We start from the raw sequence: 13,693 nt of genomic DNA on the forward strand, positions 1-13,693 counted from the left end.
GCTCGCGGTCCAGCTCGCCGCCTCCGCAGATGCCGCGGCCGCGCTGCTTCTCCACTGTGGGAGGCCGGGGGTCGGGCACGAAGACCCGCCTGAGCGTGTCCCCGTCACTGCGCGCTCGACCGACTGCTGGGAGAACTCTTCGACGTCGAGGACGAGTGGCGGCAGCTGCGCGGCTACCCAGCGAAGGAGTCGCGAGGCTGCCGAGGTACGCACCCCAGGTCGCGCACAATCGCCGTGGGAAAGTCCACCGTCTCACGCGATACCCGGCAGCGGCGCGCGACTCAAAGTGGATGTCGTGCCCGACGGTATGCAGGATGGACGATGGGCAATTCGGCAGAGCTGTGGTCGCCCGGCGAGAGCGGGAATTGGTGACCGGGAAGTGGGTACCTGGACATGCGAAAGGGGCGCATGCCGCGCGGCTCACGCCCCTCTATGATCTTGATGACAAATTTGTCATCAAGATCACTGTGCGCCCTCACCTCCCTTGTCAAACTCGGTGCGGAGCGTCCACAGCCCGTGCTCCAGGGCGGGCAACAGCACCTCCCGCGCCCAGTCGGGGTCCTCTTTTGCCACCTGGATCAACGGCTTGCCGTCGCCGCCAGAGACCAGTTCGGCGAACTCCTTGATTCGCACGAAGGTCCGCGACATCGCTCGACCTGGAGTTGGCGGCGCACTACCGCCACCCTCGGGCGGGAGGTAGCCCTTCGCTCGGGCGACCCGTACCAGCGCTGCTGCGGACCGCTTGCCCTGCGTGGAGTCCCACACCTCCAGCAGCGCCTGCTCGCCGTGCTCCTCTAGCACTGGCCGGAGCGCCGTCGCCTGGCCCTCGTTCACGTCCCGGTCCGCGCCATGCCGCTCCAGCGCCTCCACCACGGGGATGTCGGCGATGACGCGCGACACGTACGACGGGTCCCAGGGATGCTCGGCCCGGACGTACGCGGTGAACGACGTAAAGCCCTTCTCCCGGAACAGCTCGTGGTCCTTGATAGTCCGCAGCGCGTAGCCGACCGCGAGCAGCCACTGCGTGGTGACCCTCGCAATGTGCCGCTCGCAGTCATCCAACGTCGGGACCTGACCGGTGGCCATCTTCTCCAAGAAGGCGTCCCGTACGGCAGGCTCGACTACTGTGGCCGATGTCGACGGCTGCGCCTCGGCTGGCGCGGCCGTCGCAGCCGGGGTGGACACTGCGGGCACCATGGGAGCCGCAGCGGCGGGCTCGGCCGCAGTGGCCGAATGCTCACCGGTAACGACTGGCTCCGGAGTAGCGACGATCCGGGGCCGCTGGCTCGGCTTGCCCCGATCGACCCTCGCCATCACGCAAACGCCTCCTTCGTAAGCATGCCCAGGCCGGCGCGCTGCGCGATACCCTGGGCGAGGTCGTCATACCGGGCGGCCATCTCCGTGCCGTCGCGGCCGAGTAGCCGCAGGGGCCGGGGCGGGTCGGCGTCGGCGGCGTCCTTCACCACGGCGCGCACGGGAAGCCTTGGCTCGAGCACCTCGTCACCGAAGGTCTCCGGAATGGTCTCCTCTACCTGATAGCGATCCGACCCCATGCGCAGGTCTACCCGGTTAACCACATAGCCCAGGACGCGGAGGTCAGGATTTGCGAGCCTGCGGCGGCCGTGCTGAACGAAGTCCCGCATCGCGATAGCGCCCTCGATGCCGTCGAGCTCAGCGTCGGTGACGATCACGACGCAGTCGGCGGCAGCGAGGGCAAGCTGGGTCAGGTGGCCCAGGTTCGGCGGGCAGTCGATGAGCACCACGTCGAAGTCGTCGTCCGCCCCGTCCAGGGCGACAGCGAGCCGCTGGACCGCCCCCAACAGGCCCGCCTCCGTCAGAGCGCGATTCTCTAGATCGGGGCGGGAGGGAATGAGAGTGATCCGCTCGCTGTACGGCTCGGGCCAGCCGATCGGCGCGAAAGCGTCAACCGCGCATCCGGCCAACTCCTCTGGGCGCTCTGTCTCCGCGAGTGCCTTCAGCACGTCGGAGACCGTGGGCTGGGAAGCGTCGATTTGCGCGGCCAGGCGACGGCCAGCGTTGCCCTGGGGGTCCATGTCGACGACGAGGACCCGCTGCCCGTGCTCGGCGAGAGCTGCGGCGAGGTTCACGGTGGCACTGGTCTTGCCAGTGCCACCCTTGTTATTGGCCTGAGCGATACGGCGCGCCCGGCGTCGGCGTGGAGTGGACACGGTGGGAAGCCTCCTGTGATGAGTCACACGCGGCATGATGCCCCGCGCTGTGCAGCATCCTAGAGATGTTCATGGGTGCGGGCATACAGAAAGGCCGCACCCTTGTGGGGGTACGGCCTTTCCAGCGGCCTCATCACAGGTCCGCAGGCAGAATACCGTGATTTACGGAGCCGGTTCAGGCGACTGAGTCAAGGTTGGGGCGGGTCGACGATAATGTCTGCGGTAGACCTCTGGCCCTTCCGCAGCAGCCAGCGCCTCGCCCTGCATATAACGCTGAATGAGGGTGCGGGTTCCTACTCCGGCTGTCGCCGCCGCTCCACCCGCTCACTCTGAGACGGGAAACCTGTAAACAAAGGTTGATGCATCGCCAACGAGAGTTGCGATCATGACCTCGACAGGTCGCCCGGAGACATCGAAGGCAGTGCGGACCAACGACATCACGGGTGCCGCCGCTGGAAGTCTCAGTGCCTCTGTCTCTCGTCTGTCTGGGGTCCGCGCGGTCAACTCCTCTTGCACCTCTCCGATGCGTACTCCCAGTCCTTCGATGTGAGCGAGAGTATCCAACGGGCCCTGGATCGGCTCTGTGAGTGGCATCCTTTCCGCCAGGCTGGATTTGAGGTAGCTGAATGCAAGCTCATGCGGCCGCTCGTTGACGAGAATCATCCAGCCCTGGACCCGTACGTCTGCCCCCGGGGCGATACCAAGCCTGCGACTGACGACCTCCGGAGCCGGCACGGTTGCCACATCCAGCGTCAGATGCCGACGGGTACCAGGCCAGTTCCGCCGTGCATAGCGGTCCATTGTGTACTGCTGTCGTATCGGCCGAGGCCGAACGATAAAGCCCTTGCCTTCAATCGCTTCGACAAGGCCTTCCCGCTCCAACACTCCTAGTGCCTGGACCGCAGTGCCCTTCGCCACCCCATATCGCTCAGCCAGTCTCACCAACGACGGCAGTAGAGCCCCTGGTCCGTACTCGCCCGTTTCGATGGCGGACCGCAGCTCATCGGCGATCTGTTGGTAGCGAGCCTTCGCCACGAAACCTCCAAAATCTCACTGCTCTGGCCCCCGTGCTGGCTCAGTTGCCCACCCAGGTTAGTCCGCTACTTGACACCACCTCACACTTAGGGGAGCGTACTAGTACGCGCGTAATGGTCTGCGCATACTAGTACGGCCTCTCGTGTTGGTCGCGTTAGGAGCAGCATGCCTCATGCACTTCCTCCCGAAGGGGGCGAGGAGTTGACCTCTAAAGAAGTACGAATGCTCCTCCGATTCGTCGACCCGGTGGATCCCGAACAGCCTTTCGAGGGCGAAGGAGTATACGACCCCGCCGTGCCGTTCGTGGTGCGCATCACCATCCCCAGCCCATGCGGGCGCACACACGTGACCTACACCTACGATCGCGAGTTCCTGCGCCGAGGGCTGAGCGGACCGGTAGGACTCGGCGAGGTGCTGGCCGGGCCTGCAGCAGATCCCCACTACACCGCGCTGACTTTTGCCGCCCGGACGAGCCGGCAAATGACCCTGCTCGTGCAGTACGACGACCTGGCGGACTTCCTCGCGCAGACCTACGAGTGCGCTCCCGCGGACACCGAGTGGGACATCGACCTGCTAGTGGCGCGGTTACTCAAGCGAACTGATTCATGACCTACGCCAGGGCGGCTGCCGCGTGGCCTGGAGCTTGCCCCGATCGCCCAGCGAGCGCCGCTTGCGCATGCTCGCAGGCGCAGTCACGCCACCTACAAGAAGAGGGGTGAGAGCGGCTAATGAAAACCGAACGTGCAACATCTGTGCGAGTCCGGGCGTTCGAGGGCCTCCCGGACATGGTCAGCCATGCTCGTCAGTGGGCGATGGCCGCCTTGCCGCCTTCCTGGCCCCTGGTCGACGAAGTCGCGTTGGTCGTGAGCGAGCTCGTCACCAATGCGATCCGTTACAGCGCATCTGGCGACCCAGACGGCCACGTTCTCCTTGAGGTGAGGTGCGGCGAAGAAGGATGGGTGGAGCTGAGTGTCACAGATCAAGGCTCCGGCTCGGGCGCATCGGCGCGCTATGTTCCCACCGATGTGGAGGAAGGTGGCCGCGGTATCGCGCTAGTCCATGATCTCGTGGACGCCTACGACGTGACGTACACATCCGGCGGAAGCCGCTGCGTCTGGTGCCGATTCGATCGTCCCGTATCTGACAGGCACCAGTAAAGTCTCGTCAATGGATGTGTCGAGGGTCTATAACTGCTATATGCAGTCGTCTGAATATCCCCGGCATGACGTTGAAGGTGATCTGCGCGATGCGGTAACCAGCATCGCCTCGGACGGGCTGTTCGCCCAACCGGTCCTCCTGGACGCTGGCAACGGAACAACTGCCGTCGTCATCTCCCATGAACTGTTCGCCCTGCTGCAGCAGGCGATGGACGGTGCCGCCGCCGAGGCCGCCCCGCCGGCCACCGAGCAACTTGCCATGGAGTTGGGCATGACGACAGACGATCAGGGCAACCTCGTGGTGAGCGATGGCTGAAGACCGCTCCAATGCTGCAGCAGATCAATACGTATCTCCGAGCACGGAGGAAATACGTGCCACCGCCCGAGCACTCGCGCAAGGATCGGCCGCCGGCAGAGTCGGACAGAGCGTCGGACCATGGGACAACAGCAACAATCCCGAACGTGCGTGGCCGGACGGGGTGCCGAACGTCTACAACAGGCCCCACCCCTCAACCTATGACGAGAACTACGTAGCACCGGAGCCGCAGGCAGTCAGCGGAATCCGAGACATTCGGCCGGCACCTGCCCCACCGCCACGCCCGCGACGCGACCTCATCTGGGAGCCGGGGACGCTCTCAGACATCAACCGTTTGTCCCCATCTGATCAGCAGATGGCCGTCATGCGTGTCCACTCCCTGGTCTATGACCTGCCGGGGAGTGGAGGTCCTCTCATCGGCGATCCAGCGAAGATCGGAGGCACCTGGCACGAAGCGCGCTTCGCCAGTGTCGTCAGCTCCCCGGAGATGGAGGAGTTCGAGCGGCGGCTGCGCATGGCGCTTCCCGGCGAGCGCCGCAACGACATCCGCGCCGTCCCCGGCGCCGTCACCGACTTGCGAGGTCTCCCTAATCCACAGGCCAAACAGGCGGCGCTCGACCAGATCCGGCATCTGGCGGTCAATGGTCCCAGTACAGATGACCTGGAACTCGAAACGCCGAGCCTGCTGGTGTCGGGGCTCCACGTGCGTCCTCTTGGGGACGGCAACGGGCTCGTCTATCAATACGAGCCGCGCGTGTACTCCGATCAACGGAGCGTCGTTCGCCTCGTTGGAATCACCGATCGTGTCGACGGCGCGCTGACAGACACGATCGCTGAGCGGCTTCAGCCTGAAGGGCGCATCGTCTACCGCATCCTGAATGAGAAGCACGCTCCTGGGAACGCGCCCGCAGTGCAGGTGCTCGCCGTTCAGGGGCCTGGGCAACTCGACGACGCCGCGGTCGCTGAGTATGTGAACGAACTCAAGCTCCGGACCGAGCTGTCGAGGGGAGCGAACCAGGGTGAGACGCCGAGATACTCGCTGCCCGTCGTCGAGGCTGGGCGCGAGCAGATCGAGGGAGCCCGGGTGGTCCGGGTGGCGAGCAAGGTCGCTGCTGAAATCAACGGCCAGACTGTCGCGTCCGCGCCTGTGCCTACTCGAGCAGCGACTCCTGCGGAAACCTTCGAGAGGCAGATGACGCAGTGGCTACCCAGAGACCGTCGCTATAACCTCCGCATATCGCCGGGGGTCGATGCCGAGTTGCGGCAGCTTCCTGCGGGAGCCAAGCAGCAGGCGGCTGCGCACTTGCGGGATCTGACGATGCGCGGACCTCAACCCCAGGACCGCAAGCGGTCGACTCCGGCTGGGACGGAATCCGGGACTGCCCCAGCTCGCCGTGACGTCGACCTCCGGGAGTTCAGGCCGCGATACTTCGGCGGCAGCCCGGACGCTCCCTCCCACCAGATCATCTATCGGCAGGTCAACCCTCAGACGCTCCGGAAGGTCGGGAGCGGCAACGTGCCGGATGACCGGCCGATCATTCATGTCGTCGCGGTTCGTCCTTTCCCCGACCCGACCGCGCCGCAGGTGGTGGCCGACCGAATCCCGAAGCGTGCAGCAGAGTGGTTACGCAATCCTGCGAACAACCGCGGCCTCACCGACGAACCGCTGACAGTGGTCAACGAGGGGAGGGAGGTACCCCTCGGCGATGAGCAGTTCGCTGAGGTGATCGCCGAGCGACAGCTTGAACAGCTGCAACAGCGTGCCAGGAACCGTCGGCCGACCACTCGTGCGGAGGCCGAGGCAGGTCGCTACATTCAGACACCACCCGATGTCCTGGCGAGAATCTATGGACGGCCAGAGGTGGCGAACCTGCGATCAACAACTGCGACTGCTGGCCCCACACGACCTGTTCCCCCGCAGACATCGCGTACCACCGAGCCGGCAATGCGGCAGAGAACGGCAACGCGGCGGGTGCGATAAGGACCTCAGGAGAAAGCCCCACTACTCGCCCAGCCGCAGCGCGGGGTCCTCAGACCGGCTACGGGCCGTCCCGACGACTTGCAGCCTGCGTCCGCAGCGGACGGGAGGCAAATCCGCCAGAGCTGCCATCCCTTACAAGATCTTTTGCGCTGAGCCAATGCGGATAGTTCCGCGGGGGAGAAGCGCAAAAGATCTTGACGGGCTGGCTGCCGGATTTGCCTCCCTTCCCCGCCGCGGACGCTCCCGGCCGCCAGTCGGGACGGACCTCCACCCGTCGCACAGCACTGATTTCCGACAGCCGCTCAGCTGACCCATCCTGGGGTCGCCACTAATTCCCCGCTGCTTGTCTCGGCCTCTGGTCACCTTTCTGGACTCAGCCCCCGGCGCCCCCGCGGTGCCGGGGGCTTCGTCGTCTCCTTCACCCATCTGCGAAGGGTCGCCTCGCTTATGACTGCTCTCATTGATCCCCCGCCCTACCAGCGCCGGCCGCCGTTGACAGTTCACCTTGTCGCCGACTTGCACACTGCGAGCGACGCGTTCAGTCACGGGAGCGACACAGTGGTTGTCTTGGCCTTCCAGGAGGTCGTCAGAACGACACTGCGCCCACGAATATCAGGCATCGTCCGTGCCGAGGTGTCGTCCCCCGCTGCCGATGTGCGTGACCTTGCCACCGAGGTCGCCGCTGCCGTAACCGCAGCGGGTGCCGTCGAAGCTCTGCTGCTGGGCTACGGAAGCAGCACCCGGCTACTTGCTGCTCTGGACGCGTGCGAGGACGCTCTGACCGCCGCCGGGACCTTCGTTCAGGACGTCGTCCGCCTCACCGAGAGCCGATGGTTCAGGGGCACTTCCGTCGCATCGAAGAGGGTCGGCAGAGCGCCCCACGTTCAGATGCCACCCCTGTTGAACTCCGCGCAGACGGCCGAGACCGGCGCATTTCGAACGCCTCAGCGTGAGCTGGCGCCAGCCAGGCTTCGCCTGCTCCCTGGAGGTGTCCAGTGATCGCAACGGCCATGCAACATGCGGCTAGCGAGCAGGACCTGGACGCTGACGCCACCGTCGGCGACAGCGTCCAGCTGTATCTGAAGGAGATCGGCCGTGTGCCTCTGCTCACGCCCAGAGAGGAAGTGGAGCTCGCTCAGCAGATCGAAGCGGGACTGTTCGCCCAGGAGCAGCTTGACCAGCTCGACCCCAGCAGCCTGACGATTCCCGACACCCTCTATGCCGAACTCCAGGCGCTCTCCCGCCTCGGCGAGCAGGCCAAGCAGCGCATGATCGAGGCGAACCTGCGCCTGGTCGTCTCGATTGCCCGGCGCTACACCGGCCGGGGCATGGAGCTACCCGACCTGATCAGCGATGGAAACTTCGGGCTGATCCGAGCCGTGCAGAAGTTCGACTACGTCCAGGGATTCAAGTTCTCCACCTACGCGACCTGGTGGATTCGCCAATCCATCCAGCGGGCGCTTGCGGAGCGCAGCAGGACCGTGCGCCTGCCAAACCATGTCCACGAAGAACTGAGCAGGATCCGACGGGTCGAGCGAAGTCTGGAGCAGACCCTCAACAGGGATCCCACCGTAACCGAGCTCGCCAATGCGCTGGATATGACGGTGAAGCAGACGACGTACCTCCTGAATGTGCGCCAGCAACAGCCCATCAGTCTCGACGCTCCGCTGGATGAGACGGGCCGTGTCCGGGTGGGCGACCTCATCGAGGACCTCGATGCGCCGCAACCGCCTGAGGTGGTAATCGACACCCAGCGCCGCGAGGCGATGCAGCGGGCACTGAACGTGCTGTCCGAACGCGAGGCGGAGGTCATAACTCGCCGATTCGGGCTCGTCGACGGTCATCCGCGCACCCTCGACGACATCGGGCAGGAGTTCGGTCTGACCCGGGAGCGGATCCGGCAGATCGAGAAAGCAGCTTTGGCGAAGCTCCGTGATCCAGCAGTGCAGGAGAACCTGAGGGCCTGGCTGAGCTGACACCACTGCCAGCAAGGCAAGCACAAGGTGATGACCTCCGGAGGGTCGCCCCCGGCGCCGCCGGGACTGTCCCGCGGAACCTCTGCGCGGCGGAAGGCCAAGCCGCGCTGCGCGCGGTCGCCTTCGGCGAGCCTTCCCCCGCGCCGAGAACCCGCGGGCAACCAGTCCCAGCGCCGGGGGAACGACCCGCCGGCGGCAGGCAGCGAAAGGGACTCTCGGTGGACGCGGTCATCACGGTCAGCATCTGGCACAACACCGCCTTTCCGGACAACCTTGTGAGCGGCTGGCAGTCTGATCACCCGATGCTCAAGGTGTACGCCTACGACATCCCTGCCGAACGGGCCCGGAACCCGCAGGAGGTTCTGGAGGAGGCATTCACCACGTTTAACGTCGGTGAGGATGCCCGCGCGGAGAAGTCCCGCGCGCGTGGGAACCGGTCGCTGAGCGTGGGCGACATCGTGGTCGTCGGGGAAGTCGGCTGGGCCTGCGGATCATTCGGCTGGGAACCGCTCGCCGGGCCGATCAACATCTGCAAGTCCTCGGACCCTGAGTCCAGGCTGCACGGCTCGGTCCCTTGGCCCATCTGACCGTCACCACCCATCCTCTGGCCCATCTGACCGTCACCACCCATCCTCGGCCTCGGATCCGCGACGGGTCCGGGGCCGATTTCGTGCAGTTGCACCGATTTATGGCCCGCGCGTTATCCGCGCCGGCCTTTCTCCTCACACAATGTCCGGCCTCCGGAAGGAGTACCGAATGTCGGTAGCGAACGACCTCGACGAGGAAAGTGCCGCGTTCACAAGACCCGATCACAAGGTCTTCACGGAGATCGAGGTCAAGGACCTGGACCTCAGCCCGTGGAACAAGCGGAAAGAGTACAAGATCACCCCCGAGTTCTGCCGCTCCCTCCAGGCGCTGCAGGAGCACCCGCTGATCGTGTTCCCGGCTCCGGAGGGTGCCGACGTGCCCTACTGGGTGTACGACGGCAACCGCCGCCTGATGGGCGCCCGACAGGCGGGGATGCAGAAGCTTGAGTGCATCATCGACTTCACGCTGACGGCGGACAAGGCGCGGCAGCTCATCGGCCAGGTGACGACCGCCGAGCAGCGTGAAGGGCTCTCCCCGCAGGAGGTGGCGGAGGCGCTGTTCGATGCCGTTGAAGCCGGTGCGACGAGAACGGAGATCTGGAGGAAGACCGGCTTCAAGGCCGCCACGCTGAGGACGGCCCTCAAGGCCTCCCGGCTTCCGCGGGAGGTCCGCGACAAAGCCGCCGCTGCGAACTACGACTGGACCCTTGAGGATTACGCACTCCTCGCGGAATTCGAGGGCGACAACGAAGCCATGGACCAGGTCATGGGAATGATCAACCGTGGCCGGAACACCTCCGTGAAGTACGCCGTCGAGTACGTCCGCAACGAACGGGCGGAGCTGGCTGCGTACCAGGCGCTGGTCGAGCAGCTCACCCAGGCGGGGATTGCCATCACCGAGGACATCCCCGATGGGGCCGTTCGCGTGGACAGCATTGGCTATCAGGTCAAGGACTTCGACTCGAGCACCCATCACGAATGCGCTGGCCACACGGCGCACCTTCGTGGTCGGAGCACCCGCCCGTCGTACTGGTGCACTACACCTGCCGTGCATGGCTACAGCCCGCCCCGCTATGAAGACAGTCGGGCTCAGAGACCGAAGGCCGATCCGGAGGAACGCCGTCGCGTCATCGCTGGCAACAAGGCGTGGAAGGCTGCGGCCGGCGTCCGCCACGACTGGCTCCGTCAGCTCTTCGCCCGATCGACGGCGCCGAAGCACACCTTCGCCTTCATCACGCGGATGCTGATGACCATGCCGGAACCGGTACGCGATCGCCTCGCATCAGCCTCCAACAGCGAACTGTGGGCGAAGTTCGCCGGCAAGCAGGTGGACGCGGATGCGGTGGCCACCGCTCGCCCAGGCAAGATGCAGTTGCTGGCGCTGCTGCCGATCGCGGTCGCGTTCGAGCACCAGATGACCCTGGCCGGGGAGGCCAGGAACACCTGGCGGTCAGACAAGTGGAGCCCCTGCACGCCTGCAGACGCTCGCCGGTGGCTGGAGTTCCTCATCGAAGCGGGCTACAAACCCTGTCCCATCGAGCAGGCCGTCGCGTACGGCCTGCCGTACGTCGGCGACGACATCGACTACGCCGCTTCCACTGCCGAATCGCTCACGGCCGCCAGCGCCGAGCTCAACGATTCCGACGAGACGGCCGGCGCCAGCACCGCTGGGGCGGACGGCTCACCTGACGAAGGCGAGCCGGACGAGAGCCACACGGTGAACCGCGAGGCGGATGACCGCGGCGACGGCATGCCACTCAACGAACCCACCAAGGAGCCGGACAGTTACAACCCGGACGCCTTCGTCGACCCGGACCTCGACGGCGACATGAACTCCGACGAGTAGCACGCCCGGCATCCGACCCTCCTACCTGCGATCTCAGGCCAGCAACCTCACCCACACCGTTGCCATGGCCGGAACTCGCACTGCTCCAGCAATAGCTGTCGATCACCAACGGAAGGACCACATTCCAATGCAGTTGCTGTCCCAGGCCGAGAGGCTGCTCACGCCCGCAGAGGTCGCCACCATGTTCCGCGTCGATCCCAAGACCGTCACCCGCTGGGCCAAGGCAGGCAAGCTCACCTCCCTCCGCACCCTCGGCGGCCACCGCCGCTACCGCGAGACGGAGGTCCAGATCCTGCGCAGCCAGCACGACACCAGCCCCACGGTGCCGTAGCCCATACCTTCACGCATCCACAACCGCTGCCCTGGTCGCGCGCCGCGCGACCAGGGCAGCTTGCTTCTCTCGAGAGGATGTGACTTCGCCATGCTTGTGGCCCGCTCGTTCCCCGGTCACGCGGCGATCAGAGCGCGAACGGCAGGCCGATAATGGCCAAGGCGCGCAAGAACGACAACCTGCCGCAGGTGGAGCTATCTGCGGATCCGGACGCCCTGGAATGGGTCGATGTCCTTCGCCGGGTCCACATGGCCAACGCTCAACTCGAGCCAGAACGCGAGGAGCTACGAAAGCGCCAGGCAGAGCTCAAGGCCAAGGAAGATGAGCTCAACGAGATCGCGGAACAGGCAGTGGCTGTGTTGCGCCCGAAGCTCGGCGTGGACGGTGGCATCGGCCTGATCAGCGGCATTCCGATCATGAGGGGCGCAGAGCAGGGAGGAAGCCGTAGGTTCCAGACCGACGCGTTCTTCAACGACCACCCCCAGCTGCAGCCCATGCGGGACAGCTACACCAAGGTGACACCAGGCAAGTATCAGATCCGGCTGCTGCCTGAGGCGTTCCCCGGCGGTGACCCACCATGACTCCGTCGTCGCCAGTCGCCGCAGAGCCGTTCGCCACGCTGGAAACCGATATCGACCAGATCATCGCTCACATCGCCAGCCACCAGCCTCGCTCTCTGCAGCAGCAGTTAGGCCCTTCGGAGATCGGCTGCCCATGCCACCGGCGGATCGGGTACAAGCTTGCGGGCGTCCCGCCGTGCCGTCACACGTTGAAGTGGGAGGCCTATCTAGGGACGGCCTTTCACGCCAAGATCGCCCAGGATCTCCCCTCCATTTTGGCCCCTGACGGGCGGCCGCGGTTCCTGGTCGAGCAGAAGGTCCACGTCGGTCAGATCGCGGGCGAGGACATCGACGGCACCAGCGACGTGTACGACCGGCTCACCGGCGGTGTCATCGACTGGAAGCTCGTCGGTAAGACCTCTTTGGCCCGCTACCGCGCCCGCGGTCCCGGCCAGCAGTACCGAATCCAGGTCCACACGTACGGCCTGGGCTGGCGGCTTCGTGGGTTCCCCGTAAACGGCGTCATGATCGCCTTCCTGCCGCGCAGCGAACGCTACAGCCGACGCCATTTTTGGTGGGAACCCTTCGACGAACGCATCGCCCGTCAGGCCCTGGCCCAGGTGGACGCCATCGCCGCCGCCGTCAAGGTAGCCGGCGTCCAGGCGCTGCCGCTGCTGCAGACCTCCAACGCCGCCTGCCACCACTGCGAGTGGTTCAAGCCCGGCAGCCGCGACCTGACACGCGGCTGTCCCGGAGAGCTCAACCTTCCCCACCCTACCGAATCCCTGATCGATCTGATCGCCTCTAAGGAGACCTCATGACCATGCCCGACGCCAACGATTTCCTGCTGCAAGGCGGAATGCCGTCGGTGAGCTTCGACCGGCCGATCGGCCACACGGTCACCGGCATCATCGCCCGCTACCCGGAGGTGGTGCAGCGCCTGGAGTACGGCACCAACAAGCCAATGGTCTGGGACGACGGAACCCCGCAGCTGCAGTTGAAGATCGTGCTCGCCACCGAGGAGCGCGACCCCAGCATCCGCGACGACGACGGCCTGCGGGCGCTGTACGCCCGCCACCACATGAAGGACGCCATCCGCGACGCCCTGAAGGCTGTCGGTCCAGGCGTCAGACTCGATGTGGGTGGACGGCTCACCGTCACCTACGTCGCTGACGCACAGCCCAAGGTGGCAGGTGCGAAGCCGTCCAAGCTGTTCAGCGCTCAGTACGTTCCCCCCGCGGCCGCGGCCGTCGACGCGATGCTGTTCGGCAACAACCCCACCCCTGTGGCGACGCCGGCCGTTCCTCTCACCCCGGCGGTGCCGCCCGGTCAGCCGCCCGCCTATCCGACGCTGCCTGCCACCGGCGCTCCCGCCACCCCCGTCGCGGCGATTCCTGCTCCGACTGCCCCCGGCCAGGCGATCCCGTGGGCTGCGGCCATTCCTGGCCAGCACATCCCCCAAGTCGCTGGCCAGCCGGTCCCGGCGGCAGCTGCTCACGCCCCTGCTCCGTCCCCCACCGCTTCTGGCCAGCTCGTCCCCGCGACTCCGGCCCAGCCGACCCCGGCACCCGCTTCGCCGCCCCAGACCACAGGTGGCGCCGCGCCGCTTGCCGCGGCCCCGATGACGGCGGCACCGCCCGCCCTGGCGGGCCTGAATCCGGAACAGCTGGCGCGGCTGGGCTACACCTCACCCACCCAGTAAGCAACCGCCTTGC

14 protein-coding genes are annotated in these 13,693 nt (G+C 65.9%); 11 read left to right on the forward strand and 3 right to left on the reverse strand.

What is annotated here, in order from left to right; all coding sequences use genetic code 11:
• Window positions 1-462: 462 nt before the first annotated feature.
• The 3 genes from QSK36_RS17775 to QSK36_RS17785 form a co-directional block, all read right to left on the reverse strand.
• Window positions 463-1,185: a hypothetical protein gene (locus QSK36_RS17775; RefSeq protein WP_285783179.1), complete on the reverse strand. Its 723-nt coding sequence runs from the start codon at window positions 1,183-1,185 to the stop codon at window positions 463-465.
• 128 nt (window positions 1,186-1,313) lie between these two features.
• Window positions 1,314-2,189 carry a ParA family protein gene (locus QSK36_RS17780; protein WP_285783180.1) on the reverse strand — a complete coding sequence of 292 codons (876 nt, stop codon included), beginning with the start codon at window positions 2,187-2,189 and terminating at the stop codon, window positions 1,314-1,316.
• Window positions 2,190-2,513: 324 nt separating this feature from the next.
• Window positions 2,514-3,224, reverse strand: a complete 711-nt coding sequence (locus tag QSK36_RS17785; RefSeq protein ID WP_183545002.1) for a GntR family transcriptional regulator — start codon at window positions 3,222-3,224, stop codon at window positions 2,514-2,516.
• 222 nt (window positions 3,225-3,446) lie between these two features.
• On the opposite strand from QSK36_RS17785, the gene QSK36_RS17790 reads away from it, so the two are divergent.
• The 11 genes from QSK36_RS17790 (at window position 3,447) to QSK36_RS17835 (ending at window position 13,680) form a co-directional block, all read left to right on the forward strand.
• Window positions 3,447-3,833 (forward strand): SsgA family sporulation/cell division regulator, encoded by a 387-nt coding sequence (locus QSK36_RS17790; protein WP_183545000.1) that lies wholly within the window; start codon window positions 3,447-3,449, stop codon window positions 3,831-3,833.
• Window positions 3,834-4,009: 176 nt separating this feature from the next.
• Window positions 4,010-4,381, forward strand: a complete 372-nt coding sequence (locus tag QSK36_RS43520; RefSeq protein WP_352240586.1) for an ATP-binding protein — start codon at window positions 4,010-4,012, stop codon at window positions 4,379-4,381.
• A 10-nt stretch (window positions 4,382-4,391) separates the two neighbouring features.
• Window positions 4,392-4,697, forward strand: a complete 306-nt coding sequence (locus tag QSK36_RS17795) for a hypothetical protein (RefSeq protein ID WP_285783181.1) — start codon at window positions 4,392-4,394, stop codon at window positions 4,695-4,697.
• A 355-nt stretch (window positions 4,698-5,052) separates the two neighbouring features.
• Window positions 5,053-6,678 carry a serine/threonine-protein kinase gene (locus tag QSK36_RS17800; protein ID WP_285783182.1) on the forward strand — a complete coding sequence of 542 codons (1,626 nt, stop codon included), beginning with the start codon at window positions 5,053-5,055 and terminating at the stop codon, window positions 6,676-6,678.
• Between the two features lie 995 nt (window positions 6,679-7,673).
• On the forward strand, window positions 7,674-8,654 hold the full coding sequence (locus QSK36_RS17805; protein WP_183544992.1) for a sigma-70 family RNA polymerase sigma factor: 981 nt from the start codon (window positions 7,674-7,676) through the stop codon (window positions 8,652-8,654).
• Between the two features lie 218 nt (window positions 8,655-8,872).
• Entirely contained in the window at window positions 8,873-9,241 is a 369-nt protein-coding gene (locus QSK36_RS17810) for a hypothetical protein (protein ID WP_285783183.1), read from the forward strand.
• A gap of 169 nt (window positions 9,242-9,410) precedes the next feature.
• On the forward strand, window positions 9,411-11,087 hold the full coding sequence (locus tag QSK36_RS17815) for a ParB/RepB/Spo0J family partition protein (protein WP_285783184.1): 1,677 nt from the start codon (window positions 9,411-9,413) through the stop codon (window positions 11,085-11,087).
• Window positions 11,088-11,214: 127 nt separating this feature from the next.
• The gene (locus tag QSK36_RS17820) at window positions 11,215-11,418 is read left to right on the forward strand and encodes a BldC family transcriptional regulator (protein ID WP_285783185.1); all 204 of its coding nucleotides are present in this window, start codon (window positions 11,215-11,217) and stop codon (window positions 11,416-11,418) included.
• Between the two features lie 152 nt (window positions 11,419-11,570).
• Window positions 11,571-11,999, forward strand: a complete 429-nt coding sequence (locus QSK36_RS17825; RefSeq protein WP_285783186.1) for a hypothetical protein — start codon at window positions 11,571-11,573, stop codon at window positions 11,997-11,999.
• Complete coding sequence (locus QSK36_RS17830; RefSeq protein WP_285783187.1) at window positions 11,996-12,799, forward strand: hypothetical protein; 804 nt, start codon at window positions 11,996-11,998, stop codon at window positions 12,797-12,799. Before QSK36_RS17825 ends, QSK36_RS17830 begins: the two co-directional genes overlap by 4 nt.
• Window positions 12,796-13,680, forward strand: coding sequence for a hypothetical protein (locus tag QSK36_RS17835; RefSeq protein WP_285783188.1), 885 nt, complete (start codon window positions 12,796-12,798; stop codon window positions 13,678-13,680). The genes QSK36_RS17830 and QSK36_RS17835 overlap by 4 nt, the downstream gene beginning before the upstream one ends.
• Window positions 13,681-13,693: the final 13 nt, after the last annotated feature.

The sequence above is a fragment of the Microbispora sp. NBRC 16548 genome (assembly GCF_030268985.1).
Taxonomy (GTDB): Bacteria; Actinomycetota; Actinomycetes; order Streptosporangiales; family Streptosporangiaceae; genus Microbispora; species Microbispora catharanthi.